Here is a 25,907-nt window from a genome sequence, read left to right as displayed (position 1 = left end):
CGTCTGGTGTGCTTCTCTCGAGGCTACTGAGAGTGCCCTGGTGATCGCCTGGACGTGGGAGAACTGTTACCTGGCGTCGTCGCTCTGCGCGACGCGGTGCGCGTCCTTATGCCCCAGGTAGACCTCGGCGTTGCTGCGCAGTCCGGCGATCTCCTCGGCGGTGAGCTCGCGTCGAACCTTCGCGGGGACCCCGGCGACCAGGGAGCGCGGCGGGACCTGCGTGCCTTCGAGCACCACGGCGCCGGCGGCGATCAGGCTCTGCTCGCCGATCACGGCGCCGTTCATGATGGTCGCGCTCATGCCGATCAGCGAGCCGTCACCCACGGTGCAGCCGTGGACCACCGCGGCGTGCCCCACCGAGATCCCGGCCCCGAGGGTGCAGGGGTGGCCCGGGTCGGCGTGCAGCACCGCGTTGTCCTGCAGGTTGGTGCCTTCGCCCACGACGATCGGGGCCGAGTCGCCGCGGACCGAGACGCCGTAGAAGGCGGAGGAGTCAGCCGCCATGGTGACCTCGCCGGTGATCGCGGCGGAGGGAGCCAGGAACACGCGCTCCCCGATCTGGGGCGTGTGTCCGTTGACGGTGAGCACATGTGCCATGTGGGTGACTCCTGGGATCCGGAGGGTATCGGGGCGTGCGGGGAGGCTGCGGGGTTCAGTATCCCTGAGCGGGGTCCACCAGGCCCAGCATCGGTTCACCGGCGCTGAAGCGTCGATGGTTCGCGAGGATCCGCTCGTGCAGCAGCGGGACCACCATCTCGGTGGTGTCCGCGGTGTGCGGGGTGATCAGGCAGTTCTCCAGGCTCCAGAGCGGGTCGGTCTCCGGGAGCGGCTCGGGTTCGGTGACGTCCAGCCCGGCGCCGCGCAGGGTGCCCGAGCTCAGCGCCTGCGCGAGTGCCGCCTGGTCCACCAGGCTGCCGCGGCCGACGTTGGCCACCACGGCGCCGTCGGCGAGCAGTCCCAGCCGTTCGGCGTTGAGCAGGTGTCGGGTGGTCGGCGTCGCTGCGGCGGCCAGGGCGATCACGTGGGCACCCTGCAGCGCCTGGTCAAGACCTTCGAAGGCCACGGTGACATCGGCGTGCTCCACCGGTTCTGAGGTGCGACGGACCACGGTGACGTGGGTGTCGAAGGCCTTATAGAGCCGGACGATCTCTGCCGCGACCCCGCCTCCGCCGACGACGACGCAGCGCAGCCCGTTCAGCGAGATCCCACCCTCGGTGCCCCAGCTGGTGGCCAGGGCACGGCTCTTCAGCCCGCGCAGCGCGGCCAGGGTCAGCGCCAGCGCATGTTCCCCCACCGGCTTGGCGTAGGCGCCCTTCGCCGAGGTCCAGGTCAGGTCGGGGAACCGCTGCAGGATCTCGGAGTAGAGCTCGATCCCGGCGCTGGGCAGCTGCACCCAGCGCACCTGCGGGTTGGCCTCGAGCACCTCGGTGAGGTTGAGCTTCTTGAACATGCCGGTGACGATGACGCCCTCGGGCTGCTCATCCGCGCCGACCAGCTCGGCGCCCTGCTCGCGGAGCCCGGCGGCGAGCTCCGGGGCAGCTTCGGGCATGATGTGAAGTCGTCGAGTCATGGATTCATCCTGCCACGCCCACTCCCCCGCCCCCCGCATTACCTGGGCTTATGTGTTCTACCGGGCCTGCCGTGGGCCCGGTAGAACACGTAAGGGGAGGTAAAACGCTCAGGGGGGTCAGGCCTTGAGGCCGTCGACGATGCTGTTCAGCGTCGCCGAGGGGCGCATCGCGGCGAAGGCCTTGGCCTCATCGGGACGGTAGTAGCCGCCCAGATCCACCGGCTCGCCCTGGACCCCGTTGAGCTCACCCAGGATCTGCTCCTCCTTGGAGGTCAGCTCCTCGGCCACCGGAGCGAAGCGCTGGGCCAGCTCGGTGTCCTCGCTCTGCGCGGCCAGCTCCTGGGCCCAGTACATGGCCAGGTAGAAGTGTGAGCCGCGGTTGTCGATGCTGCCCAGCTTGCGTCCCGGGGAGCGGTTCTCCATCAGGAAGGTCGCGGTGGCGCGGTCCAGCGCGGAGGCGAGCACCTTGGCCTTGGGGGCCTGAGCCTGATCGGCGTACTTCTCCAGTGAGGGCACCAGGGCGAAGAACTCGCCCAGGGAGTCCCAGCGAAGGTAGTTCTGCTCGGCCAGCTGCTGGACGTGCTTGGGAGCGGAGCCGCCGGCGCCGGTCTCGAAGAGCCCGCCGCCTGCCATCAGCGGCACGATGGAGAGCATCTTCGCGGAGGTGCCCAGCTCCAGGATCGGGAACAGGTCGGTGAGGTAGTCACGCAGCACGTTGCCGGTCACCGAGATGGTGTCCTCGCCGCGGCGCAGGCGCTCCACGGTGTACTTCGTGGCCGAGACCGGGTCCAGGATCTCGATCTCGAGTCCTGAGGTGTCCAGCTCTGCCAGGGCGTGGTTGACCTTCTCGATCATGGTGCGATCGTGGGCGCGCTTCTCATCGAGCCAGAACACCGCAGGGGTGTCGAACTCGCGGGCGCGGGTCACGGCCAGCTTCACCCAGTCCTGGATGGGAGCGTCCTTGGTCTGGCAGGCGCGCCAGATGTCGCCCGCGGAGACCTCATGCTCGAGCAGCACGTCACCGGCGGCGTTGGTCACCTGCACGGTGCCTGCGGCCTCGATCTCGAAGGTCTTGTCGTGGGAGCCGTACTCCTCGGCCTTCTGCGCCATGAGACCGATGTTGGGCACGGTGCCGATGGTCGTGGGGTCGAAGGCGCCGTGGGCGCGGCAGTCCTCGATGACCGCCTGGTAGACCCCGGCGTAGGAGGAGTCCGGGATGACTGCGAGGGTGTCGTCGGTCTCCCCGCTGGGGCCCCAGGCCTTGCCGCCGTTGCGGATCATGGCGGGCATGGAGGCGTCCACGATGACGTCGGAGGGGACATGCAGGTTGGTGATGCCCTTGGAGTCATCGACCATCGACATCCGGGGACCTTCGGCCAGGCCCTTGCTGATCTCCTCCTTGATGCCCGCCCCGGCTTCGCCCAGCTTCTCGGCTCCGGCGAGGATCGAGGCCAGTCCGTCATTGGCGGAGAGCCCTGCCTCGGCGAGGGTCTTGCCGTGCTTCTGGAACAGGCTGGGCAGGAACGCCCGGACGATTTGCCCGAAGATGATCGGGTCCGAGACCTTCATCATGGTGGCCTTCAGGTGAGCCGAGAAGAGGACGTCCTCCTCCTTGGCGCGGGCCACCTGGGCGGCGAGGAAGGCGTCGAGCTCGGCGGCTCGCATCACGGTGGCGTCCACGACCTCCCCGGCCTTGACCGGCAGGGATTCCTTCAGCACGCTGGTGGAGCCGTCGCTGGAGACGTGGGTGATCTTCAGCGTGTCCTCGGTGTCGAGCACCACGGACTGCTCGTTGGAGGCGAAGTCGCCGGAGTCCATGGTGGCCACGTTGGTCTTGGAGTCGGCGCTCCAGGCACCCATGGAGTGCGGGTTGGCGCGCACGTAGTTCTTCACCGAGGCCGGCGCGCGGCGGTCGGAGTTGCCCTCGCGCAGCACCGGGTTCACCGCGGAGCCCAGGACCTTGCCGTAGCGGGCGCGCACGTCGCGCTCCTCATCGGTGGAGGGGGACTCCGGGTAGTCCGGGAGCGCGTAGCCGGCGGACTGCAGCTCCGCGATGGCGGCCTTGAGCTGTGGGATCGAGGCGGAGATGTTCGGCAGCTTCACGATGTTGGCCTCTGGCGTCTTCGCCAGATCTCCGAGCTCGGCGAGCGCGTCGCTCTCCCGCTGGTCCTCACGCAGGTAGTGCGGGAACTGCGAGATGATGCGGCCGGCGAGGGAGATGTCGCGGGTCTCGACCTCAACCCCGGCGGGGGCGGCGAAGCCCTCCACGATGGGCTTCAGGGAGAAGGTGGCCAGCATCGGCGCTTCGTCGGTATTGGTATAGATGATCTTTGCCGTCGGCATGGATCTCCTCAAGTTCGGTTATATGTTGTTTCCCTGATCACAAATCTACCCCAGATGGGCCTGCTGGCCCTGTTGACCCGGGGCTCGGCTCCGGGGCTCAGATCCCCAGCACGGTGCGGGCGATCATGAAGTACACGATGAGTCCGGTGGCGTCGACGAAGGTGGAGATGAACGGGTTGGCGAAGACCGCCGGGTCCGCACCGAGCTTCTTCCCCAGCAGCGGCATCAGTCCGCCCGCCGAGGCGGCGAGGGTGCAGATGGAGAACAAGGTCAGTCCGATCACGGTGCCGATGTCCCAGCCGTAGAACAGGCCGGCGACCAGGAAGCCCAGCACGCCGATCGTGGCGCCGAGCGTCATGCCCACGCGAACCTCGCGCCAGAGCACCTTGAACACGTCGCGGGTGCCCACATCGCCCAGCGCCAGCGCGCGCACGACCGTGGTCGCGGCCTGGTTTCCGGTGTTGCCGCCGGTGCCGATCAGCAGCGGGACGAACAGGCTGAGCACCACCATGGATTCGATGGTCCCCTCGAAGACGTCGAGCACCTGCACGGTCAGTGCGGCGCCCAGGGCCAGCACCAGCAGCCACACCACGCGGGAGCGCATGATCTGCAGCACCGGAGTCGAGAGGTAGGGCCGGTTCAGCGGCTCGGCGCCGCCGTGGCGGGCGGCGTCCTCGGATTCGGCGCGCTCCAGGATGTCCAGCGCGTCGTCGACGGTGAAGATCCCGACCACCCGGTGTTCGGAGTCGGTCACCGGCACGGCCAGGTGCTTGCGGTCCGCGCACATGCGGGCGGCGTCCTCGGCGTCGTGGTCGGCGTCCACCGAGTCGGCCTCACGCATCAGGTCCACCACGAGCGCCTCCCCGGGGCTGCTGACCAGGTCGCGCAGCGAGACCACACCCTTGAGCAGCCGACCGTGATCGACCACCGGGAGGGTGTAGAGCGTCTCCGCGTCGTCGCCGGCCTTGCTGACCTTCTCCAGGGCCTGGGCGACGCTGAAGTGCTCCGGGATCGCGACGAACTCCGGGCTCATCTGGCGCCCGATGGTGCCGTTGGGGTAGCCCAGCACGATGTTGGTCAGGCTGCGCTCGCGCGGGTCCAGGTGACGCAGCATCCGACGAGCCACCGAGGCGGGCATCTCATCCATGAGCCGGACCCGGTCATCGGGGTCCAGTGACTCGAAGTAGTGGGCCACCTCGGCGTCCTTGAGGCCGTCGACGATCTCGCTCTGCAGCGCCTGGTCCAGCAGGTCGAAGGCCTCCACGGCCACACCCTTGGAGAGCAGCCGGAAGGCCACCGCCCGGTCCTTCACCCCGAGGCGTTCCAGGAAGTCGACGATGTCCCCGACGTTGAGGTCATCGAAGGCGCGGCGCAGCTCCGTGAGCCGCTCCTCCCGGATCATGTCTTCGAGCTCGTCGAGCAGTTCGTTCACGGGTTCCACCCCTTTCAAGGGCACCGGGCGGGCATAGCGGCAGGTGTGCCGCGAGAACAGTCAGGACACTCAGTGGGGAGTCTCAGTCGTCACACACGATCAGGGCACGCGGCGGGCGCTTCGTCACGAGGTCTCCGCCGTGGCGGCCGGTCACCTGACCCTGATTTCCGGGCCGGGGCACGGCCTGCGCCGTCGCGGTCTCCCCTATCCCGCGGCGCCGCGAACGATCAATGGAAGAAGTGGCGGGTTCCGGTGAGGTACATGGTCAGGCCGGCGTCCCGGGCCGCGGAGATGACCTCCTCGTCGCGCTGGGATCCTCCCGGCTGGACGACGGCGCGCACTCCCGCGGCGATCAGGCTCTGCAGCCCGTCGGCGAAGGGGAAGAACGCGTCGGAGGCCGCGACGGACCCGCGGGCCCGCTCCACACCGTCACCGGCGAGCGTGTTCGCCCGCTGCACGGCGAGCCGGCAGGAGTCCAGCCGGTTCACCTGGCCCATGCCGATCCCCACCGTGGCCTGGTGCTTCGCCAGCAGGATCGCGTTGGACTTCACCGAGCGGATGGCGCGCCAGGCGAAGTCCAGATCTGCCAGCATCGCCTCGTCGGCGGCCTCGCCGGAGACCAGCTTCCAGCCGGAGGTGGTGTCCCCCTCGGCGTCCACGGCGTCGGAGGCCTGCAGCAGCATGCCCCCGGAGATCTGCTTGTACTCCACCCGGTCGCGCCGGTGCCCCTCGGGCAGACGCAGCAGCCGGATGTTCTTCTTCTTGGTCAGGATCGCCAGCGCCTCCTCCTCGAAGGCCGGGGCGACGACGACCTCGGTGAAGATCTCCGCCACGGTCCGCGCCATCTCAGCGGTGATGGTGCGGTTCGCGGCGATGACCCCGCCGAAGGCCGAGAGCGGGTCACAGGCGTGGGCGGTGCGGTGGGCCTGCGCCACGGTGGCGCCCACGGCGACGCCGCAGGGGTTGGCGTGCTTGATGATCGCCACGGCGGGCTGGGCGAAGTCGAAGGCGGTGCGCACGGCGGCGTCGGCGTCGACGTAGTTGTTGTAGCTCATCGCCTTCCCGTGCAGGGTCTCGGCCTGGGCCAGGCCGGGGCGGGCGCTGGAGTCCGCGTAGAGCGCGGCGGGCTGATGCGAGTTCTCCCCGTAGCGCAGAGTGTCCAGGCGCTGCAGCGCGAGTCCGGCGTAGGGCGGGAAGTTCAGCTTCTTCTCGGTGCGGCTCAGCGGCGAGGCCGGCACGGAGGCGGCGTCGAAGTCGTCGTCGAACTGCTGGGAGGTCCAGCGCGCCACGGCGGTGTCGTAGGCGGCGGTGTGCGCGAAGGCCAGCGCGGCCAGGCGCTGCCGGGCGCTGAGCGTGAAGCCTCCGGCCTCGGCGGCGGTGATGATGTCGTGGTAGCGCAGCGGGTCCACCACCACGGCCACGGAGGCGTGGTTCTTGGCGGCCGCGCGGACCATCGAGGGTCCGCCGATGTCGATCTGCTCCACGATCTGATCCTCGGCGGCACCGGAGGCCACCGTGTCGGCGAAGGGGTAGAGGTTCACCACGACCAGGTCGAAGGGCTCGATCTCCAGCTCTTCGAGCTGGGCCCGGTGGTCCTCGCGGCGGCGGTCGGCCAGGATTCCGGCGTGCACCCGGGGGTGCAGCGTCTTGACCCGACCATCCAGGCACTCCGCGAAGCCGGTCACCTCCGAGACCTCCACCACCGGCACCCCGGCGGCGGCGATGCGCTGGGCGGTGGAGCCGGTGGAGACGATCTCGACCCCGGCGGCGTGCAGACCGGCGGCGAGGTCCTCCAGCCCGGTCTTGTCATAGACCGAGATCAGGGCGCGCCGGATCGGCTGCCGGGCCTGGGCGCCGGAGCTGCCCGACGGTGCAGCCGCGGTGGGGTTCTGGGCTGCGGAATCGCTGACGGGGCTCATGCACACTCCTGGGGTGGGGACGACGCTTCAGGGACCTGGGTCAGTCTACCGACCCGGTTCAGGACTCAAACTTGTAGCCCAGCCCGCGGACCGTGATCAGGAACTCCGGCCGTGAGGGGTCCGGCTCGATCTTCGCGCGCAGCCGCTTGACGTGGACGTCGAGGGTCTTGGTGTCCCCGACGTAGTCCGAGCCCCAGACCCGATCGATCAGCTGGCCACGGGTGAGCACCCGTCCGGCGTTGCGCAGCAGCATCTCCAGAAGCTCGAACTCCTTCAGCGGCAGGCTCAGCGGCGCGCCCGCAACCTCCACGGTGTGGCGTTCGATGTCCATGCTGACCGGCCCGGCGGTGACCAGGGAGCCGTCATCGACCTCGGTCTCCACCCGGCGGCGCAGCACCGCCCGGACCCGGGCGAGCAGCTCCCGGGAGGAATAGGGCTTGGTGACATAGTCATCGGCGCCGAGCTCCAGCCCCACCACCTTGTCGATCTCGGAGTCCTTCGCCGTGAGCATGATCACGGGAACATTCGACTGCAGCCGGATCTGCCGGCACACCTCGGTGCCGGACTGGCCTGGGAGCATCAGATCGAGCAGGACCAGGTCGGCCCCCTCTCGAGTGAAGATCTCGACGGCGTCGAGCCCGTTCTCCGCGACGACGACGTCGTAGCCCTCCTTCTCCAAGGTGTAGGACAGTGCCTCTGAGAATGACGGCTCATCCTCGACGAGCAGAATTCTGGTCACGCGTCTCCTCCTTCGCCGGCCCTGGTGTGGCCGGATCCTCTGCCTGATGGTGCGGTGCGGTGTCCTCTGTGACGGCCTGCTCGGCGCGGGTCAGCGCGGGCATGCCGCGGCCGAGCCCTTCAAAGGTGTCCAGGCTCTCGTCGAGCTCGGGCAGGCGCACCGTGAACGTGGAGCCCCTGCCCTGCTGCGACCACAGCGCGACCTCGCCGCCGTGGTTGGTGATCACGTGTTTCACGATGCTCAGCCCCAGGCCGGTGCCGCCGGTCTGCCGGGAGCGCGCGGCGTCGACCCGGTAGAAGCGTTCGAAGATCCGCTCCTGGTTCTCCTTGGCGATCCCGATCCCCTGGTCGGTGATGGTGACCTGAGCGATCCCGTCCCGGCTGGAGAGCCCGATGCCGACCCGGGTGGACTCTGGAGAGTAGCGCACCGCGTTGTCGATCAGGTTCCGGAACGCCATCGCCAGCTGGTCGGCGTCGCCGTGGACCCGGTGCGGCAGCGCGCCCCCGATCTTGAGCTCGATGTTCTTCGCCTCCGCCGGCAGCCGGGAGCGGTCTGCGGCGTCGGCGATCACGTCTTCGAGGTCCACCGGACGCCCGGCGTGCACCACGTTCTTGCCCTGCACCCGGGAGAGCTCGATGATGTCCTGGACCAGCGCCGCGAGCCTGCGGGACTCCTTGTGCAGGCGCTGGGTGAAGCGGCGGACGGCGACGTCGTCGTCGGCTGCGTCCTCGATGGTCTCGGCCAGCAGCGAGATCGCCCCGACCGGGGTCTTCAGCTCGTGGGAGACGTTGGCGACGAAATCGTTGCGCACCGCCTCGATGCGGGAGAACTCGGTGCGGTCATCGGCGAGGACCAGGATGTACTCGTCCCCCAGCGGGGCCACGCGCAGATGCACCACCAGGGAGGTCTCCCCCTGCAGGCCGCGGGCGAGCTCGTGCTCCTGATCGATGATCACCCCGTCGCCTCGGACCCGGGCGGTGAGGGCCAGCAGCTGCTGGTGCACCACGGTATGCCCGCGCACCAGGCCGAAGGCGTAGGCGGCGGGGTTCGCGCGCACCACCCCGTCCACGGTGTCCACCACGATGTAGGCCAGCCCCAGGGAGGCCAGCACCTCGGTGGCGCCGGCGGGCATCGAGGGTTCGTCCACGTCGATGCCGGCGCCGCGCTGGGCCTCACTGACACGGAAGGCATACATGCCGACCACGCCCAGTGCCAGGCCGACGACGCCGGAGAGTGCGGCGATGAGCAGGGGATCCACGAGCTACAGCTTAGGCCCGCCTCCCGGTGCCCGGCACCACATGGCCCCGGCGGCGCCCAGGGTTCAACCAGCGTTCACCTTCACGTTGACTGCTGACTTCGCTGATGTTCATCTGCGCCAGCGAGGATTCAACGTCGGGATACTCCACGGCGGGAAAGGAACGCGAACACGTGCGAAAGCTTTTTCAGGCAGACCTCATCAATCTTGGTGAGCAGCTGATCCAGATCACCTCTTTGGTCCATACGGCGATGGAGAAGGCCTATACCGCCTTCGACACCACCGACCTCCAGCTCGCGGAGGAGGTCATCGCCGCCGATGCGCAGATCGACCGGCTGCAGGTGGAGCTCGACGAGAAGGCCATCGAGCTGCTCGCGCTGCAGGGCCCGGTGGCCTCTGACCTGCGCATGATCGTGGGCGCGCTGCGGATGAGCACCTCGTTGGAGCGCATGGGCGACCTCGCGCGGCACATCGCGCAGCTGGCGCGGATGCGCTACCCGGACCGGGTGGCCCCGGATGCGCTGCACCCGGTCTTCGAGAAGATGGCCAAGCTCACCACGCAGATCTCCTCCCGACTGATCACCCTGCTGGAGACCCGCGAGCTGCACCTGGTGGCGGAGATCCATGCGCTCAACGAGCAGCTCAACGATCTGCATGCCTCGGTGTTCACCATCGTGGCCGCCGAGGACTGGCAGCAGAGCCCTGCCACCAGCGTGGACTCCTCCCTGGTCAGCCGGTTCTTCGAACGCTACGGCGATCACGCGGTGGCCGTGGCGAACAAGGTCGACTACCTGGTCACCGGCTCCTGGGACTCCCGCGAGCTCTCCTGAGTCACTGCTTCGGGTGACCCGCTTCGGTCAACGCACATCGCTGGGGCGCAGACAGGCGGAAAGATCGCATTCTCTGCGAGGATTCCACCCGTCTGCGCCCCAGCGATGTCTGCGACGGCTGCTCGAGCCGCGGCTGGTTGAGCCTTGGCTTGAGCCCTACTTCTTGCCCTGGTTCGCGACAGCCTGGATCGCGTCCTTGGCGGCCTCCGGGTCCAGGTAGGTCCCGCCCGGGTTCATCGGCTTGAGGTCCTCATCGAGCTGGTAGTGCAGCGGGATCCCGGTGGGGATGTTCAGCCCGGCGATGTCCGCGTCGGAGATCCCGTCGAGGTACTTCACCAGGGCGCGCAGCGAGTTGCCGTGCGCGGCCAGCAGCACGGTCTTGTTCTCGCGCAGGTCCGGGACCACCGCGGACTCCCAGTAGGGCAGCATCCGGTCCACGACGTCCTTGAGGCATTCGGTGCGCGGCGCGGCGTCACCGAGGTCCGCGTAGCGCGGGTCCCCGATCTGGGAGAACTCGTCGTCGGCGGCGATCTCCGGCGGCGGGGTGTCGTAGGAGCGGCGCCACATCATGAACTGGTCCTCGCCATACTGCGCCAGGGTCTCGGCCTTGTCCTTGCCCTGCAGCGCACCGTAGTGGCGCTCGTTGAGCCGCCAGTCGCGCTTCACCGGGATCCAGAGCCGGTCTGCGGTCTCCAGCGCCAGGTGGGAGGTGGTGATCGCACGCTGCAGCAGCGAGGTGTGCACCACGTCGGGGAGCAGCTGGTGCTCCTTGAGCAGCTCACCGCCGCGCGCAGCCTCCTCGCGGCCCAGCGCGGTCAGCGGGACGTCCACCCATCCGGTGAAGAGGTTCTTCTCGTTCCAGTCGCTCTGCCCGTGGCGGAGCAGGATCAGGTCATAGGCCATGGAGTGTGTCTCACTTTCGGAGTCGGACGTGCACATCGATGCAGCGCGTTCGGTCGGTCAGGCCCGGGGCGGAGGCACCCGGCCACCGGGTCAGTTGGAGACTTCGGGGTTGACGTCGGTCAGGTAGACCATCGCCATGCAGGCCGCAGCCACCGGGAAGATCAGGCCGAACGGGCCGGCCCCGAAGGCGCCGAGCAGCGCCAGGACGACGGCGCCGCCGGTCATACCCAGCCAGAAGCCCTTGGTCCGCTTGAACGCGACGTCGAAGCGCTGCGCGTTCTTGGGGATGCACTTGGCCAGTGCGACCACGGCGAGCCCGAGGCAGACCAGGGCGAAGGCCAGGTGCATCCAGGCTTCGGTCTGCAGGACGAAGATCCAGAGGTCAGAGAGGGGTGACTGCATACCTCGATGTTATCGGATGGGGTCCGCATCCTGCGGGTCTGCGACCGCGGCGGTGCGCAGCGCGTTGAGCAGGTCCGCGAAGAGGTCCTCCACGTCCTCGATCCCCACCGAGAGCCGGATCAGACCGTCGGGGACCGAGGCGGGCTCCCCGGGATGACGACGACGGCGCTCGGCCAGGGACTCCACGCCGCCCAGGCTGGTGGCCGGGGTCCAGAGCCGCAGCGCGCCGAGCACGGCGTCGGCCACTTCGGCCTCGGTCCGCTGCCCTGTCGCGGCCGAGGCACCGGACCCTCCTGGGGCACCGGGCTGGTCGGCGTCGACCTCGATGGTCAGGATCGCGCCGAACCCGCCGAGCTGGGCGGCGGCGCGCGCATGCTGCGGGTGTCCCGGCAGGCCCGGGTAGTTGACTCTGCGCAGCGGCAGTCCGGCGTCCTGGCTGAGCTCTTCGAGCCGGCGGGCCAGCTCGGCGGCGCTGGCTTCCGAGGCGTCCAGGCGCACCGCGAGGGTGCGCACCCCGCGCAGGGCCAGGAAGACCTCCATCGGTCCCGGGATGGCGCCATGCAGGGTGCGGTGCTGATGCAGCCGCGAGTGGATCTCGGGGTCTGCGGTGATCGCGGCGCCCATGATCAGGTCTGAGTGTCCGGAGAGGAACTTGGTCACCGAGTGGACCACCACGTCGGCACCGTGTTGCAGCGGACGCTGCCGCAGCGGGGTCGCGAAGGTGTTGTCCACCGCGGTGAGCACACCGCGCTTCTTCGCGGTCGCCAGCAGCGTCGGGAGGTCCGCGACCTCCAGCATCGGGTTGGTCGGGGACTCGATCCAGAGCATCACCGCGGCGTCCTGGGCGCTGGCCAGCGTGGCGACGTCGTGCAGCGTGGTGGTGACCTGCTCGGTGTCGGCGATGTCCACCCGGTGCAGCGTGAGCAGACCCTGATCGGCCATCTGCTGGGCCAGCGCGGAGAAGCCCATATAGCTGTGTCGGGGCATGACCAGGTGGCTGCCCGGGGCCAGCAGATGGACCACCGCAGAGATGGCGGCCATGCCGGAGGAGAACAGCAGGCCCGGCAGCACCGGGACTGGATGCTCCTGCGCCGTGGTGAGCAGCCCCTGCGAGGCGGAGCTGGTGCGGGTCCCGGCCTCGAGCTGGGCCAGCAGCGCCTCCAACGGCTCCCAGGACGGCATGCCCTCGCGGGCGTAGTCCAGCGCTGAGTGCACGCCGGGCCGGTAGGAGTAGGTCGAGGTGAAGTCCACCGGCATGTTCACGGGCTGGTTCGGACCGTGGGCGCCGCGGCCCGCATTGACCACAAAGGTGCGTTCGCGCTGGTTCACACCGTTACGGTACCGCAGCGCGCGGCGCGAGCCCGGTGGCCGGCCGCCCAGACTCAGATTCGCGGCGTCAGGTCCGTGTCCGTCCGGCTGGGTAGGCTGGGTCCGTGACCCATCTCAGACGCGGAGGATTCCTCGCCTTCGAAGGCGGCGACGGCGCCGGCAAGACCACGCAGCTGGACCTGCTCGAGTCCTGGTTCCAGGAGCTGGCGGTGCCTTATGAGCGCACCCGCGAGCCCGGCGGCACTGTGATCGGCGAGCGCATCCGCTCTCTGGTGCTCGAGCACGATCAGGGCGAGGTGGACCCCCGCACCGAGGCGCTGCTCTTCGCCGCCTCGCGCGCCGCCCATGTGGTCCAGCGGATCGAGCCTGCGCTGCAGGCCGGCCGGTTTGTGCTCTGTGACCGTTACGTGGACTCCTCGGTGGCGTATCAGGGTGTGGGCCGGGAGCTCGGTGCCCAGGCTGTGGCTGAGATCAACGCCTTCGCCACGGGCGGGCTTCAGCCCGATCTGACCGTGGTGCTGGACATCGACCCATCCGCCGCACGGGCACGCCGGGAGGGTCGCGACGGCCTCTCGGATCGGATCGAATCCGCCGAGGACGCCTTCCATGACCGGCTGCGGCACGCCTTCCTCGACCGCGCCGCTGCTGCGCCCCAGCGATATCTGGTGCTCGACGCCGCCGCCTCGGCCCAGGCGCTCCACGCCGCGATCCGGGAGCGGGTCCAGGAGATGCTGGGTCAGGAGCTGTCGAACCCATGAGCGTCTACACCGAGCTGGTCGGGCAGGACGGGGTCGTGGAACAGCTGCGTCGAGCCGCGGGCTCCGGCACCCCGGCCCACGCCTGGCTCTTCACCGGTCCCCCCGGCTCGGGGCGGTCCAACGCTGCCCGCGCCTTCGCCGCCGCGCTGAACTGTGAGCAGGAGGAACCGGCGGCCCGGGGCTGCGGAGAGTGCCGGTCCTGCCGACTGGTGGCCGCGGAGAGCCACCCCTCGGTGAAGCTGGTCTCCACGGAGAACGTGACCTACAAGATCGACGACGTCCGGGAGCTGATCACCACCGCGCAGGAGAAGCCGCAGGGCGCGCGCTGGCGGGTGATCGTGGTCGAAGACGCGGACCGGATGACTGAGCGCGCCACCAACGTGCTGCTCAAGGCCATCGAGGAGCCTCCCCCGCATACGCTCTGGGTGCTCTGCGCCCCGAGCCCGGCGGATGTGCTGGTGACCATCCGCTCCCGCTGCCGGCTGGTGAGCCTGCGGATCCCGCCCACCGAGGCGGTGGCCCAGCTGCTGACCAGCCGCGACGGGCTCAATGAGCAGCAGGCGCAGTTCGCCGCGCGGGTCTCACAGAACCACATCGGGGTCGCCCGACGGCTGGCCCGGGACCCGGAGGCGCGGCGTCGTCGGGAGCAGGTGGTGACCCTGCCGCTGCGACTGACCTCCTCCTCGGCCGCGATCAAGGCTGCCGGGTCCCTGGTGGAGATGACCCAGGCGGATGCGGCGAGCACCGCGCAGGCCCGGCTGGAGTCGGAGCAGGCCTCATTGCGCCGGTCGCTCGGCCTGGAGGCCGAGGAGAAGATCCCGCCCAAGCTTCGCAGCCAGTTCAAGAAGCTCGAGGAGGAGAACACCCGACGGGCCAAGCGCGCCGTGGCGGACTCCCTGGACCGGGCGCTGATCGACCTGACCGCCGTCTTCCGTGACGTGCTGAGCCTGAAGCTGGGCACCGGCGTCGAGCTGATCAACGAGCATCTGCGCGAGGAGCTGCAGCGCTATGCGCAGTCCCTCAGCGCCGAGCAGACCCTGGCGGGGCTGGATGCGATCAATGCCGCCCGCACCCGGATCACCCAGAACGTCCCCCCATTGCTGGCCATGGAGGCCCTGATGATGCAGTTCCTACCCGGGAGGTCCCGTGCCTGAGCGCCTCACCCTGTCCCGCAGAATCCGCCTGGTGAGTCTCACCGCCGTCTCCGCGCTGCTGCTCTCAAGCTGCGTGAGCTCTGGCGGAGAGCCCGGCGCCGAGGAGGCCGAGGCGGAGCAGCCCATCACCCCGACCTCGGTGCCTGCCGAGGCGCTGCCCGGTGAGCCTGCGGGCTACACCGAGTACTACGAGCAGGAGCTGGACTGGAGCGTCTGCGAGGCGACCATGCGGTGTGCCGAGGTCACGGTGCCGATGGACTGGGCGGAGCCCGGCTCCGGGGAGGATCTGCAGATCCAGATCATCAGTTCCGATTCCGGCGGTGAGGACGCCGAGTACCTGCTCACCAATCCGGGTGGGCCCGGGTCCTCCGGCTACGACACCGTGGCAGAGACGGCCTCGGCCGCGTTCAGCCAAGAGCTGCTGGAAGGCTTCAACGTGATCGGCTTCGATCCGCGCGGGGTGCATCGGTCCGCGCCGGTGACCTGCTTGGACGACGCCGAGATGGACGAGTACCGCGAGCAGGTCACCGACGAGCAGCTCGACACCGAAGCCGCCTACGCGGAGGCCCGCGACTCGGCCTCGGAGCTGGCTGAGGCCTGCGAGTCCGAGAGTGGGGGGCTGCTCGGCCATGTGGACACGCTCTCTGCGGTCCGCGACATGGACGTGATCCGGGCCGCGCTGGGGCAGGACGAGTTGAACTACCTGGGGTTCTCCTACGGGACGAAGCTGGGGATGACCTATGCCGAGCACTACGGCCCACGAGTCGGACGCTTCGTGCTGGACGGGATGCTCGATGTCTCCATCGATGCCCATGAGCTGAACCTGGGACAGGCCCGCGGCTTCGAGGAGGCACTGGAGAACTACGCCCAGTGGTGCACCGAGCAGGAGACCTGCCCGGCTGGTGACACCGTGGAGGAGGTCACCGCCAGCGTGCAGGACCTCTTCGCCGGGGTCCAGGAGAGCCCGGCGAAGGGCGCAGACGGACGGACCATCAACGTCTCCACTCTGGTCAGCGGTTTCATCACCCCGATGTACAGCCGCGAGGCCTGGCCGGTGCTCTCCGAGGCGCTGAGCATGGCGCTGCAGCAGCAGGACCTCAGCGCGTTCCAGTACTTCGCGGACCTCCAGGCCGGGCGCACTCCCGATGGCAGCTATGACTGGATCAACAACTTCGCCTTCACGGCCGTGATGTGCCTGGACTACCCGATGCCGCAGGACCAGGACCAGATCGACGCCGAGTTCGAGGAGGTCTCCGAGCAGGCCCCCACCTTCGGCCCCTACCTGGGGCACCGCGCCGTGGTCTGCGAGGAATGGCCCGCCGAGAACGTCTCAGAGCCCTGGGAGCCGGACCTCGCCGAGGTCGAGAAGCTGCTGATGATCGGGACCACCGGTGACCCGGCCACCCCGGTGGAATGGGCTGAGAACATGCACCAAGAGGTGCCACAGTCCTCGCTGATCATCCGGGAGGGTGAGGGACACCTGGCGTACCGGTCGGGCAACAGCTGTGTGGACGAGGCGGTGGACGGATACCTGCTCGACGGGGAGCTCACCGAGGGCTGCACCGATTGCTGAACTTTCTTCTACATCTTGTAGAAATACACAGGTAGACTCAGATCACCGGTGACGACGACGTCCGCTCGGCCTCTCTGACTCATCGGCATCATTCAGCTGATCTGCGTTAGGACGCTGCCATGAACATTGAGTCCCCTGCCACCCCCGCTGCGACCTCCTCGGAGTCCAGCCACACCCACGACGCCCACAACAGCCTCGCCCCAGAGCCCACCGCAGCCGGTGAACAGCAACGCGCCCCACGACCGCTGGGGGTCCTTGTCGGATTCGACGGTTCGGCCAATGCCACCTCGGCGCTGCGCTGGGCCGCGCGTGAGGCGCACTTCCGCGCTCTGCCGCTGACGGTGATGAGCTCCTTCACCATCCCGCCTGCGGTCAGCGGATACCTGGAGAGCTTCCCGGATGCCGGGGGTCAGACCCTGGCACGGCAGGCGACGGAGCGGACCCTGAACCTGGCCCGGGAACAGCTCGCAGGACATGCCGGAGAGGTCACCTACCGGCTGGAGCACGGCGACGCCGCCGGGGTGATGGTCAACCTGTCAGGGTCGGCCGAGCTGTGCGTGGTGGGAAGCCGCGGTCGCGGCGGGTTCACCGGACGGATCCTTGGCTCGGTGGCCGCGGCGCTGCCCTCCCACGCGCACTCCCCCACCGTGGTGGTCCCGCACACCGAGGAGTCCAGCGTGGGTGACGGTGCGGAGGCGATCAGCACCGCTGACACCCGGCCCGTGGTGGTCGGCATTGATGGGTCCCCGCATTCCCGCAAGGCCGCGGTGGAGGCCGCCCGAACCGCGATCAGCCACGGCACCCGGCTGCAGCTGGTGATGGCGCTGCCCCCCTTGACGACGGCGGCAATGTGGTACCCGGAGCTGGCGGCCAGGGAACAGGCCATGGTGCAGACCAGGGTGGATGACCTGAACAAGGACCTCGACGTGGAGGTCGGATGGGTCCAGGCCCAGTTCCCGGAGCTCTCGGTCACCGGCTCGGTGGAGGAGGGCTTCCCGGTCAACGTGCTCCAGTCCATGGGCGGGCGGGTCCAGCTGACCGTGGTGGGCACCCGGGGCCACGGCGGGGTGCGCAGCGCACTGCTGGGCTCGGTCTCCCGGGAGCTGCTGCACCACGCGAGCGCACCGGTGATGGTGGTCCCCGCGCACGACTGAGCGAGCTTTGACCGCGGTGAGGCGCACCAGTAAAGTAGTCCCTCGTGCGCCTCACTGCGGCGCCACGCCGCCTTAGCTCAGTCGGTAGAGCGATTCACTCGTAATGAATAGGTCGCCGGTTCGATTCCGGCAGGCGGCTCCACTGAAACCCCTGGTCAGATCGTTTTCTGGCCGGGGGTTTCGTTATTTCTCGGCCCCGCAGTCCGCAGTGAGTCCGCAGGAGGTTCAAGACGCTCCCCCAGATCGGCGTAATCGTCCTCGAACAGATCCGCATACTGATTGAGCGTGATCGTCGCATCAGCGTGACCCATCGCCTTCTGGAGCTGCTTCACGTTCGCCCCGGCCCTGATCGCGAGACTGGCATAGGTGTGCCGGAGATCATGGATCACTCGATCCTGTGCGTCTGGGATTCCTGCCCTGGTCAACGCTGGCCGGTAGACCCGGTGAATCCAATTGGTCCCATGTATAGGCCTCCCCTGCGCCGTGGTGAAGATGTCCGCGCCCTGTGCCTTCCCGTTGGTCACCTTGTGGAGTTCGGCGCTGAGGAACGGCGGGAAGGGCACCCAGCGCGCCTCATGACTCTTGGGAGTCTCCTCGCGGATTGATCCCCCGGCTTCACTGTAGGTCCGCCGCACATGAATGCGCCGCCGCTCATAGTCCACCGACTTGACCGTGAGCCCGATGGCTTCACCCCAGCGCAGCCCGGTATATCCGAGCACCAGAGTCAGCACACGGTCATTCGTCGTCATGGCCTCGGCAAGCCCGTGCAACTGGTCGCGGGTGAGGCTCATCCCCTGGCGCGGCTGGCCCTGCCTTGGCAGTTTGACGTTCTCCATCGGATTCCGGGCAATGAGCCGGTCATGAACGGCGACATCGAGCGCCATGCTGAAGACCTGACCAGTTTTCCGCGCCGACCCCGAGGAGAGCCCGTCGCGTTCCCGCTTCAATCGTGCATCGGGATTCCCACGCTGCATCGCCACAAGCCACCCCTTGATGTCTGAGGTCGCAATCGCCTTCAGGGGCACATCTCCCCACCGGGGCATGATTTGAGCGTCTATGGCGGACCTGTAGCCAAGGAGAGTGCTGTGCTTGACGTCGAGCCCACTGAGGAACCGATGCAGGATCTCCCGCGTGAGAACGTTGCCCCCTTCTGGTGCCACGTACTGGCCGCTCACCATCGAGGCAGTGACGTTCTTCAGATACTGCTCGGCGTCGGTCTTTCGGTCGAATGCCTTGGCCTTCTCAGCTCCCGACGGTTCGACCCAGCGAGCGCGCCACCGCTTGCCCTTGCCGTAACTCGCTGAACGAGACTTGTCTGCCCTGTGCCAGCGGTCCTCGACCCCGAGCCGTGGATTACGTCTCTGCGGACTCACCGCGAAACTCCTGGACGTATCTCTCGACCTCTCGGGGCGTTTCCAGCACTGCTCGCAGGTATCCGCGATCTTTTGCCCGTCGTATCCAGTACCCCGCCGTCGATGTTGGAACACCCATCGTTGAGACGACACCTTTTGCGGGCCGCCGCCCCGCCATCTGCTCACGCGCATAGATGCGCGCCACCTCAGCCAGATTTGAATCGAGGTGTTCGGGGTTATACGGGAGCTCATGTAGTTCATGTTGAGTTTCGGACAGTCGGGCGCGTGAAAAATCTGCGTGCTCCACGACCTGCGATACAAGCGCGTTGATCGAGAGCGTCCGAAGGTCGGCACTTGTCAGGCCCCGTGGAACCGGCACGAGGTTCGAAGTGTCGTCCGAGTAACTGACGGAGAACTTACGCACCGCGTACTTACCTTCGAGCGGTGACATGAGAAGCGATACGCCGAATCTCTGGTCGGGATCATCCTCGGTTATCAAGTTGTCAAGATTGATTCGCTCTGGATACCAGAGGTCAGGTGCGCATTCGTAGAACGATAACGGGGCTTCGCCGCTGCTTGCCATAGCCACTTGCCTCTTTCTTGGTCGGTTTTGCCAATCACTACAATATCAGCCGCCATACGTGCTAGTCTTGTATTGTTCGGCCAAACCAACCAAGTCATAGCGCTCATCAAGACAGGACGGCGAATCATGGAAGCAGAAAATCTTCCCCCACTGATGACCACTAAGCAGGTCTCAGAACTCACGGGAATCCCTGAAGGATCACTCAAGTACTTCAGGCACCGCGGACACGGGGGGCCCAGGAGCTTCGCCCTCACCCCGCGTGCGATCAGGTACTCGCGGGAGAGCGTCCTCGAATGGATCTCTGAACGGATGCAGGCAGACGAGCAGATAAGCGCCTGACCCCGCAGCAGGACCCCACGGAACCGACTAGAGCTTCGGCACTAGCGCAGAGAACAGGACCAACAAGCATGCCCGAAATAACTCTCACGGAACGAAAACGACAGGTATCTCGATGGGCCACGGAGCACGAGCAGGCGCTCTCCACATCGAAGATCTCTCGTCTCGCTACCCGGCTTCATAAGCAGCCACATCTCAGCCCAGAGGACGCAGAGGCGTACCTCAGCCGTATTGCTGGAGGTCGGGTGCATGAGTTCCGCGACCCGACGCCGGCTGAGGCTTTCCGCAACATGCAGGAGGCCGGCCGTGACTGACCTTACGCAGACGAAAAAGAACGACCCGGTGACAGTCGCCAAACAGAACCGGGCCGCTCTCCTAGAAGACGCCCACGAAGGAGCATCAATAATGCGAGACACTACACCGTTCAAGTCCGCCGACCTAGTTCTGGACTCCCACGACTTCTTCTCCCGGGGCACCCTGGAGTTCCCCCTCGGGCATGGCGCTATGCAGCCCGTGGCGACCATCTACCGGGCCGACAAGCTCAACAGTGACGGCTGGGCAGTTCGGACAGAAGCGCGGCTCAGTCTCCTCGACAGCGACGGGGAACAGGCCCACATCCTTATGACCCTCGACGCGATGAGGAGCATGGCGGACTGGCTGTTCACCACCGCCGATGAGATCTCCGCAGAGATCGAAGACGGACAGGCCGGTGAGCAGTGATGCGCTACTTCGCCCACAACAACAACGCGCAGCTTTCAGACCTCGACTTCTTCAAGAGTCTGGGAATCCGGCAGGAGCGGCCCAGGGGTGAGACAACCTACATCCGGGATCAGAACACGGGCCGGATGCTCCAGCACCTCGGATACGTGTTCGTCAGGACCGACGGCATAGTGCAGTTCCGGTCTCGCGGGGACACCGAGGAGGCGGGAGTCAGGGTGCTTGTCAAAACCGCCGTTGATTGCATTGAAGACGACCTGCACAAACAAGGCGGTTGGGTCTACAAGCGGAAGACGGCGAAGTTCCCAGGTTATTGGGCGGCCGCTATCTACGCCGTGCTTGACCCATCCGATGCTGTCTCCCAGGAGATCGCAATCCTCAAGACGGCGATGGCTGACCTCAGCAGGGCGACCGATTTCGGCATCGCCACGCATGAACTGCAGCCGACGCGAGGTGATGCCCAGTGATCGAGGAGCGGCTAATTGATCAGATCGCCACTAAGCCACTGAAGGCGCTTGTCGTCTTCACGGAGATCGTCACTGCTGCGGGGACACCACGGTATCGGCGCAGGGTGCACCTCAGCCTGGTAGCCGCTCAGAACGCAGTGACGAGGGCGCAGCAGAGAGGCCTGGAGGCGCGGATGATCCTGTGCCGACTGGAGCCCGTTGGAGACGAAGGGGGCAGCGATGTCTTGGACAAAGCTGGATGATCTCTGGTCAGAGAAGATCGAGGAGGCAATCGGTCAGGACATCCACGCGAGGTGGCACTACATCGCGCTCATCCAACTGTGCTCCCGACTCGATGCAAGGGACGGCATCATCAGTCGCTCAAAAGCTGAACGGTGCTCCGATCTCCCCGACACTCTCGGGGCTATCCGCAAACTCGTGGAAGTCGGACTAGTCGCCGATCACGGCAGCAAAGTACGGGTGGTCCGCGCCGCAGAGCATGTCATCTCTGAGGCGAAGGCCCGAGAGACCGAACGTAAACGCGAGGATCAACGACGGAGCCGAGCACACCGCGACGGGGACCACGCACTCTGTGAATCCGGTCAGGGTGACAGGCCGAAGGATTGCAAGTGGGCCACTGCCCCTAAAGGTGACGTCACCGGTGACGAGAGTGAGGAGATTCCCCATGATTCGGGGCAACTCTCCACACTCAGGCACTCCACCACAAGTGACAGTCATGGTGACGTCACCGGTGTTGTCGGGACGGGACGGGCCGGGACGGGGAAAGAGCTTCCTGATTCTGAAGAAGAAGTAGATCTCCAGACCGGTGAAATTACATCGACCCCGATTCATCGTGGATCTCCGACCCCTGCTAGCTACTCGGATGTGTGGCCGGATGATCCGCCGGTGACTCCTGACGGGTTCGGTAGCGCGGGGGATTTCGTGTCGAACATGCAACGGCAGCTTCGGGAGAGGAGGGCTGGATGATGTGTGAATCTTGCTCACTGGCCCCGTGTGCTTGCAGCTACATCGCGAGCTTGGCTCCCGGTGGATCGTTCGAAGCTCTGGCACCGGTCGCCATACAGATGATGGGCGCTTCTCGTCCGCATCGAGGCGCTTCTGAGGTGTCGTGTCCCTGCCCTGAGTGCTGGTCGATGCGTGCGGCGACGTGGGAGGTGGCCGCATGAGCGCCGACGATGAATCTCTGGTCGGGTGGCGCGGTGAGTGGACTGATGGTCGCAAACTCTGGAATTTCGATTCTGATGCGACGGCTCGGGCGGACCGGTGCCACCGTGAGCCGGTGTCTCTGGTGCGGCTCCCGCAGTTGTTGCCGGGGCACATGCCACCGCATGAGTCTTGTGAGTGCGGCTACCGGGTGGTCGGGGACCTGGGCGTCCTCGATGACTACTGGGAGAAATATCTACGGCTGAATTGGGACGTGATCGGTCTCCACGCTGAGGAACCTATCGGGGTGGAGTCGGTGGCGGTCTGCAAGGTCGAGGCCCGTGGCCGGACGGTGAAGGCGAAGAAGCACCACGGCGACCCGATCCGCACGTTTAGGGCCGGGGAGATCACACTCCTGGAGGTCTACGTCCCGGACTGGCTGGACACCGGCAGGCTGCACACCCGTTACCCAGATGTGCCGGTGCGGAGTCTGGAGGAGCTGCCTGGGCACCTGTTCGGCAGGTTCAAGAAGCCGATCCCTGAACCGGTACTGGCAATCGCGACCGAGGGTCCTAATATCCGCGTGACTCTCGCGGTGGGTGACGCGGTGATTCCCAGGTCCGCCTTCCAGGACCCGGCAATCATCGACGCGATCCGACGGGTGGCGCACCCGGCGAACGGCACCGACCGGCACCAGAACCCGCACATCAAGCTCCTACGTGAGCGCCTGGTGAAACCTCATCTGCCGCACGTAGAGCACTGGCAAGACCAGAACGGCTGCGCGCTGGGCATCGCGGCAACTGTGATGCTCCTGATCTCGGAAGGCTCCTGATGACCACCTCAGCGAACGGCACACCTGAAGGGCCGTTGCCCTCAGATATCCCTACTGACGCTGATCACATGATCTACGAACGAAAGAAGCACACCATGAGCAACCTCTATGAATCTGAAGTCGAGTACTTCAACGGCAAGCCGAAACCACCGCAGAAGAAACCGCGGTCCGCCGAAACACTGTTGGCTGAGGTGATGATGTGGCGTGCGCGTGCGCGTCAAAATCGCGCCGAACTCCGAGCCGCCAACCTGGAGCACGCGGCCAAGATCTCTGAGCTGAACTCGAACTGCAAGAAACTCCGACTGAAGGCCGAAGCAGCTCAGGCCCGCGTCACCGAACTCGAAGGAGCGACCAATGACTAAGCACCAGATCCCCACGGGTGACCAGATCCTCACGACCGCACGGAACGTCACCAGCGCCGTCCGGCTCTACGCGACCGGGCACCAGTCCGAAGCGATTGGGCTCATGGACTCTGAGGACAATCACCCGCTGGTGGTGTCCGAGTATTTCCTGAGTTGGGTCACCTCGCTCCTAGACGACGGGAAACTCCCACCGGAGACGGCGCTCGATCAGATGTCCGCCGAGCTTGAAGCGACCCGCCTGGAGCTACAGCAGGAGGCTGAGGCCCGTGAGTGAAAACCCCGGACCCTGCACCACATGCGGAGGCGTCTGGATACGTGGCCTGACACATCAACACCGGCTCTCCTGCACCCGGCACACACCCGAATCAGCGACCATCGACGCGGACTACCGCCGGTTCAACGGCATCCGCGAAGCAACAGACACAGAGAAAGAGATCATCCATGACCACGGATACCACCAGCCAGCCTCACCAGGCGACCGATTCCTCATCCGCTTCACCCACGACGGCGGACTCCACCACCGAGCAGTCCTCCACGGCACCGGTCCAGGCGACACCGAACCAGCCCGCCGAGGACCCGACCCAGAAGGAGCCGAGCCCGGAGAATCGTGAGGCCGCGAAATACCGGGTGCGGCTGCGCGAAGCCGAGGCAGAACGAGACGCAACAGCGCAACGACTTGAAAGCATCACCACCCACATCGTGGAAGAGAAGCTGAAACACCTCGGAGTCGGGGTAAAGGCACTCAAAGCCGCCGGAGTGGACCTCACAAGCGTCTACGACGAGACCGGCCAGTTCGATGACAGCCGACTCCTGCAAGCGGTTCAGGCCACACACGAAACGCTCGGACTCGCCCCCGACCACACCCTCAACAAACTCACCTCCTCATACCACAGGACAGGTCGAGTCGATTGGACAGACCACGCTACTCGCGGCGTCGTCCCCACCGCAGGCACAGGAGGAGAACGGTCCTTCACTACCGGGTGGGACAGCATCATCAGCAGCGGAAACTAAACACAATCAAATGATATAATTGGAGCATCTTCCACGGGAGGGTGAAAGCGGACCAGGCGTCAACTTTCACCCTCCCGGGAAAACGTCTCACTAGCCCCGGCGGGGCACCGAAGGACGGCAGAGCCGCTTCGGAGAGAACACACCCAAGCTCATGTGTTTTTCTAACCCCGCTGAAAGGGCCTTCCAATGACTGCAACAACTACGTCTCTCCACCAGATCGCGCCGACCGACCAGGCTGGGCTCATCCTGACCCCGCTGCTCGAACAGGCCATCGCGACTAACTCCGTGGTCTCCACCACTCACACCACCGCAGGGACATCGTTCCGGATTCCCATCGTGGTCGAAGACGCCATCGCCTCCTGGACCAACGAGGGTGAAGAGATCCTGCCCTCCGATGTGGCCCTCGATGAACTCGAAGTCACTCCCCGCAAGGTCGCCGGACTGATCCCGGTCTCCCGCGAACTCGCAGAGGACTCCTCCCCAGACGCGGCCACCATCATCGGCACCTCCCTCTCCCGGGCGCTAATCCACCAGATGGACGCCGCCTTCCTGGGAGCACTGGCAGCCCCAGCACCGCAGGGCCTCTCCAGCCTCACCACCCCCGAACTCAGCACCGACCTGAGTAACCTCGATGCTCTCCTGGAGGCGAAGGCCACCATCGGCATCGCAGGAGGCTCAGCATCGGTCATCCTGTCTCACCCCAACGACGCGCTGAAGCTGGCCCAACTTAAAGACGCAGACGGGTCCAACCGGGCACTGGTCGCAGATGTCAGCACCGTCGCATCACTGCCAGTGATCCAGACGCGGCACGCAACCGAAGGGGAACTGTGGATCATCGACCGAGGCGCAGTCCATGTGGTCCTGCGTGAAGACGTCACAGTGACATCTTCGACCGATGTCTACTTCAGTTCGGATCGTGTGGCGGTGCGAGCAACCGCACGGATCGACTTCGGGTTCCCTTATCCGGATCGCCTGGTCAAGGTCACCATCAGCGCAGCCTGACAAGCGCAGTGGAGCGGCCCGCATCTGACACGTTCAGGTGCGGGCCTTCCCGTGTCCGCGAACACCCCTACCCACCCCCGGGGGCCCCACACGCGGCCTCCCACAGGTATAGGACGATTCACACACACGAGGTCTATCAGCCGGTCTACCATCGCCACAGAGGGGGTGCTATAGAACGGATTGGCTGTTTCGGCGCAGGCGGAGCATCGTCAGGCCCATAAGAGTCAAACTTGGCTTTCGGCACGACGGCACCTCCTTGAGGATGGCCTGTGGAAAAAACGCGGGGAGGTATTTCGCAGTGCCATTGGGAGCGAACTCCAGAGGGGGTGCCCCGGGGGCACCGTACCCCCGTGTTTCAGATTGTTTGCGGGGCGAGGGCCGCGTCATTCAGTAGATTGCGAGCATTCCAAGTTTTGGATGCCTCGGTGATAGCTCACGGAGCGCGTTCTCTAGCTCTTCTATGCGCGCGATGTAGCTGTTTCGCGCTTTCATTTCGGCGATGTTGGTTGCTGCGGTTGCAGGAACAACATGTTCAGGGTTGACGCACATCGGCTTGGCGCAAGTGTGATGAGCATGTTCACCCTGCAGTTGGCGCCTAACTCCCGCACTTCGAGAAGTTCTCAGACGGCCAAAGGGTGCTCATGGCACAGAAGCTGAGGGAGGCGGCAGACAAGATCGATGCGTCCGCAGTCAGTCCGCAGTAGCACCGGTTGGAGCCCTCCATAACCAATACCTACCAAC

The 25,907-nt window shown here is 66.4% G+C and carries 26 protein-coding genes and 1 tRNA gene; 15 read left to right on the top strand and 12 right to left on the bottom strand.

Annotation, left to right across the window (positions count from 1 at the left end):
- Positions 1-66: 66 nt before the first annotated feature.
- The 7 genes from HNR24_RS00130 to HNR24_RS00100 form a co-directional block, all read right to left on the bottom strand.
- Positions 67-597, bottom strand: coding sequence for a gamma carbonic anhydrase family protein (locus tag HNR24_RS00130; protein ID WP_182494644.1), 531 nt, complete (start codon positions 595-597; stop codon positions 67-69).
- Between the two features lie 55 nt (positions 598-652).
- Positions 653-1,570, bottom strand: coding sequence for an NAD(P)-dependent oxidoreductase (locus HNR24_RS00125; protein ID WP_182494643.1), 918 nt, complete (start codon positions 1,568-1,570; stop codon positions 653-655).
- A gap of 117 nt (positions 1,571-1,687) precedes the next feature.
- Positions 1,688-3,913 carry an NADP-dependent isocitrate dehydrogenase gene (locus tag HNR24_RS00120; RefSeq protein WP_182494642.1) on the bottom strand — a complete coding sequence of 742 codons (2,226 nt, stop codon included), beginning with the start codon at positions 3,911-3,913 and terminating at the stop codon, positions 1,688-1,690.
- A 97-nt stretch (positions 3,914-4,010) separates the two neighbouring features.
- Positions 4,011-5,345 (bottom strand): magnesium transporter, encoded by a 1,335-nt coding sequence (gene mgtE / locus HNR24_RS00115; RefSeq protein ID WP_182494641.1) that lies wholly within the window; start codon positions 5,343-5,345, stop codon positions 4,011-4,013.
- A gap of 227 nt (positions 5,346-5,572) precedes the next feature.
- Positions 5,573-7,264, bottom strand: a complete 1,692-nt coding sequence (purH, locus tag HNR24_RS00110; protein WP_182494640.1) for a bifunctional phosphoribosylaminoimidazolecarboxamide formyltransferase/IMP cyclohydrolase — start codon at positions 7,262-7,264, stop codon at positions 5,573-5,575.
- A 58-nt stretch (positions 7,265-7,322) separates the two neighbouring features.
- Entirely contained in the window at positions 7,323-8,003 is a 681-nt protein-coding gene (locus HNR24_RS00105; RefSeq protein ID WP_179440759.1) for a response regulator, read from the bottom strand.
- Positions 7,975-9,261 carry an ATP-binding protein gene (locus tag HNR24_RS00100; protein WP_179440760.1) on the bottom strand — a complete coding sequence of 429 codons (1,287 nt, stop codon included), beginning with the start codon at positions 9,259-9,261 and terminating at the stop codon, positions 7,975-7,977. The genes HNR24_RS00105 and HNR24_RS00100 overlap by 29 nt, the downstream gene beginning before the upstream one ends.
- A 170-nt stretch (positions 9,262-9,431) precedes the next feature.
- Here HNR24_RS00100 and phoU point away from each other — a divergent pair, with 170 nt between their 5' ends.
- Positions 9,432-10,088, top strand: a complete 657-nt coding sequence (gene phoU / locus HNR24_RS00095; RefSeq protein WP_058887375.1) for a phosphate signaling complex protein PhoU — start codon at positions 9,432-9,434, stop codon at positions 10,086-10,088.
- Between the two features lie 156 nt (positions 10,089-10,244).
- On the opposite strand, the gene HNR24_RS00090 is transcribed toward phoU, so the two are convergent.
- From HNR24_RS00090 to HNR24_RS00080, 3 genes are all read right to left on the bottom strand, one after another.
- The gene (locus HNR24_RS00090) at positions 10,245-10,991 is read right to left on the bottom strand and encodes a phosphoglyceromutase (protein WP_179440762.1); all 747 of its coding nucleotides are present in this window, start codon (positions 10,989-10,991) and stop codon (positions 10,245-10,247) included.
- 90 nt (positions 10,992-11,081) lie between these two features.
- Positions 11,082-11,393 (bottom strand): DUF2516 family protein, encoded by a 312-nt coding sequence (locus HNR24_RS00085; protein ID WP_058887377.1) that lies wholly within the window; start codon positions 11,391-11,393, stop codon positions 11,082-11,084.
- A 9-nt stretch (positions 11,394-11,402) separates the two neighbouring features.
- Positions 11,403-12,722 (bottom strand): trans-sulfuration enzyme family protein, encoded by a 1,320-nt coding sequence (locus HNR24_RS00080; RefSeq protein ID WP_310735353.1) that lies wholly within the window; start codon positions 12,720-12,722, stop codon positions 11,403-11,405.
- Between the two features lie 104 nt (positions 12,723-12,826).
- Here HNR24_RS00080 and tmk point away from each other — a divergent pair, with 104 nt between their 5' ends.
- From tmk to HNR24_RS00055, 5 genes are all read left to right on the top strand, one after another.
- Positions 12,827-13,480 carry a dTMP kinase gene (gene tmk, locus HNR24_RS00075; RefSeq protein ID WP_058887379.1) on the top strand — a complete coding sequence of 218 codons (654 nt, stop codon included), beginning with the start codon at positions 12,827-12,829 and terminating at the stop codon, positions 13,478-13,480.
- The gene (locus tag HNR24_RS00070) at positions 13,477-14,634 is read left to right on the top strand and encodes a DNA polymerase III subunit delta' (protein ID WP_182494639.1); all 1,158 of its coding nucleotides are present in this window, start codon (positions 13,477-13,479) and stop codon (positions 14,632-14,634) included. The genes tmk and HNR24_RS00070 overlap by 4 nt, the downstream gene beginning before the upstream one ends.
- 31 nt (positions 14,635-14,665) lie before the next feature.
- Positions 14,666-16,207 carry an alpha/beta hydrolase gene (locus HNR24_RS00065; RefSeq protein ID WP_182494638.1) on the top strand — a complete coding sequence of 514 codons (1,542 nt, stop codon included), beginning with the start codon at positions 14,666-14,668 and terminating at the stop codon, positions 16,205-16,207.
- A 119-nt stretch (positions 16,208-16,326) separates the two neighbouring features.
- The gene (locus HNR24_RS00060; protein ID WP_058887382.1) at positions 16,327-17,361 is read left to right on the top strand and encodes a universal stress protein; all 1,035 of its coding nucleotides are present in this window, start codon (positions 16,327-16,329) and stop codon (positions 17,359-17,361) included.
- 66 nt (positions 17,362-17,427) lie between these two features.
- Positions 17,428-17,503, top strand: a tRNA-Thr gene (locus HNR24_RS00055).
- 13 nt (positions 17,504-17,516) lie between these two features.
- On the opposite strand, the gene HNR24_RS14190 is transcribed toward HNR24_RS00055, so the two are convergent.
- Positions 17,517-18,734, bottom strand: coding sequence for a tyrosine-type recombinase/integrase (locus HNR24_RS14190; protein WP_182494637.1), 1,218 nt, complete (start codon positions 18,732-18,734; stop codon positions 17,517-17,519).
- Positions 18,715-19,302 carry a hypothetical protein gene (locus tag HNR24_RS00045; RefSeq protein WP_182494636.1) on the bottom strand — a complete coding sequence of 196 codons (588 nt, stop codon included), beginning with the start codon at positions 19,300-19,302 and terminating at the stop codon, positions 18,715-18,717. Before HNR24_RS00045 ends, HNR24_RS14190 begins: the two co-directional genes overlap by 20 nt.
- A 120-nt stretch (positions 19,303-19,422) precedes the next feature.
- Between HNR24_RS00045 and HNR24_RS14335 the strand changes: the two genes are divergently transcribed.
- The 9 genes from HNR24_RS14335 (at position 19,423) to HNR24_RS00005 (ending at position 25,166) form a co-directional block, all read left to right on the top strand.
- Positions 19,423-19,635 (top strand): helix-turn-helix transcriptional regulator, encoded by a 213-nt coding sequence (locus HNR24_RS14335; RefSeq protein ID WP_375139257.1) that lies wholly within the window; start codon positions 19,423-19,425, stop codon positions 19,633-19,635.
- A gap of 402 nt (positions 19,636-20,037) precedes the next feature.
- Positions 20,038-20,352, top strand: coding sequence for a hypothetical protein (locus HNR24_RS00040; protein ID WP_182494635.1), 315 nt, complete (start codon positions 20,038-20,040; stop codon positions 20,350-20,352).
- Positions 20,352-20,816, top strand: coding sequence for a hypothetical protein (locus tag HNR24_RS00035; RefSeq protein WP_182494634.1), 465 nt, complete (start codon positions 20,352-20,354; stop codon positions 20,814-20,816). Before HNR24_RS00040 ends, HNR24_RS00035 begins: the two co-directional genes overlap by 1 nt.
- Before the next feature lie 219 nt (positions 20,817-21,035).
- Entirely contained in the window at positions 21,036-21,782 is a 747-nt protein-coding gene (locus tag HNR24_RS00030) for a hypothetical protein (RefSeq protein WP_182494633.1), read from the top strand.
- 451 nt (positions 21,783-22,233) lie between these two features.
- Positions 22,234-22,791 (top strand): hypothetical protein, encoded by a 558-nt coding sequence (locus tag HNR24_RS00025; protein ID WP_182494632.1) that lies wholly within the window; start codon positions 22,234-22,236, stop codon positions 22,789-22,791.
- A complete protein-coding gene (locus tag HNR24_RS00020) occupies positions 22,791-23,153 on the top strand; it encodes a hypothetical protein (RefSeq protein WP_182494631.1) in 363 nt (120 codons plus the stop codon). Before HNR24_RS00025 ends, HNR24_RS00020 begins: the two co-directional genes overlap by 1 nt.
- Entirely contained in the window at positions 23,146-23,427 is a 282-nt protein-coding gene (locus HNR24_RS00015) for a hypothetical protein (RefSeq protein ID WP_182494630.1), read from the top strand. Before HNR24_RS00020 ends, HNR24_RS00015 begins: the two co-directional genes overlap by 8 nt.
- Positions 23,428-23,594: 167 nt before the next feature.
- Positions 23,595-24,164 carry an RAD23 family protein gene (locus HNR24_RS00010; RefSeq protein ID WP_182494629.1) on the top strand — a complete coding sequence of 190 codons (570 nt, stop codon included), beginning with the start codon at positions 23,595-23,597 and terminating at the stop codon, positions 24,162-24,164.
- 186 nt (positions 24,165-24,350) lie between these two features.
- Positions 24,351-25,166 carry a phage major capsid protein gene (locus tag HNR24_RS00005; protein ID WP_182494628.1) on the top strand — a complete coding sequence of 272 codons (816 nt, stop codon included), beginning with the start codon at positions 24,351-24,353 and terminating at the stop codon, positions 25,164-25,166.
- Positions 25,167-25,907: the final 741 nt, after the last annotated feature.

Source organism: Nesterenkonia sandarakina (assembly GCF_014138825.1).
Lineage (GTDB): Bacteria > Actinomycetota > Actinomycetes > Actinomycetales > Micrococcaceae > Nesterenkonia > Nesterenkonia sandarakina.
Note: the sequence above shows the minus strand (reverse complement) of the source record. Positions and strands in the feature narration are given on the sequence as shown.